The organism is Variovorax sp. WDL1 (assembly GCF_001541225.1).
Taxonomy (GTDB): domain Bacteria; phylum Pseudomonadota; class Gammaproteobacteria; order Burkholderiales; family Burkholderiaceae_C; genus Variovorax.
The window spans coordinates 5,282-6,090 of record NZ_LMTS01000213.1 but is presented as its reverse complement, the minus strand read 5'-3'; the positions used below and the strand labels follow the sequence as shown (position 1 = coordinate 6,090).

1 protein-coding gene is annotated in these 809 nt (G+C 68.7%); it reads left to right on the top strand.

What is annotated here, in order from left to right:
• A partial coding sequence (locus APY03_RS44555; protein ID WP_232324429.1) for an integrating conjugative element protein occupies positions 1-809 on the top strand: 809 nt, incomplete at both ends.

Below are 809 nucleotides of genomic sequence, written 5' to 3'. Positions count from 1 at the left end.
CCGAGACGGCGGGCGGCCAGCTTGGCTGGAGCCAGATGGCCGAAGGCATGGCCCTGCGTGACGCGGTTGGCAGCAACGATGCCGTTTCGGCCGTCGAGCAGGCTGAGACGCGCCGCGGCAACGACGGCGTTCCCTGGGTGGGCGGCAGCAATGCCGGTGGCGCAGGCCAGTCCGCCATTCGGGTGGTCGGCGACGTCACCCGCGCGGGCTACAACCTGGTCAACGGGCGCGGCGTGACCGACACGTCCTCCATCTCGCCCGCCAGTTGCGCGAGCCTGTCCTGCCAGACCTGGACGTCGCCGCAGCAGGCGACCGAATGGGCCACCCGGGTCCTCGGGGAACAGGTGCAGCGCACGTGCGATTCCTGCACCAAGACCGAGACGGTGCCCGGCGTCGGGCTGACGCCGCTGATCCAGGAGGAGTACGAAGCCAAACTGGAAGTCTTGCAGGAACTGGTTTCCGGCGTGCGCATCACCACCTTCGAGAACTTGCGCGAGGCCGGCAGCACGTCGCTGCCGATCACGCGCGGCGTCATCGAGGCGCTGCGCGACGAGCCGGACCAGGACCTGCTGGCGCGGCGCCTTGCGTCCGAGGTGGCGCTGTCGTCGGTGCTGGAGAAGGCCTTGTTGCTCCAGCGCACGCTGCTCACGGGAAAGAAGGAGCCCAACGTGGCGGCCAACGAGTTGGCGGTCGAGGCTGTGAACCACGAGAGCGACACGCTCGACCGGGAGATCCGCAACCTGAAAACGGAGCTGGAGCTGCGCCGCGAGCTGGCGAACAACTCGCCGATGGCGATCATCCAGCGCCAT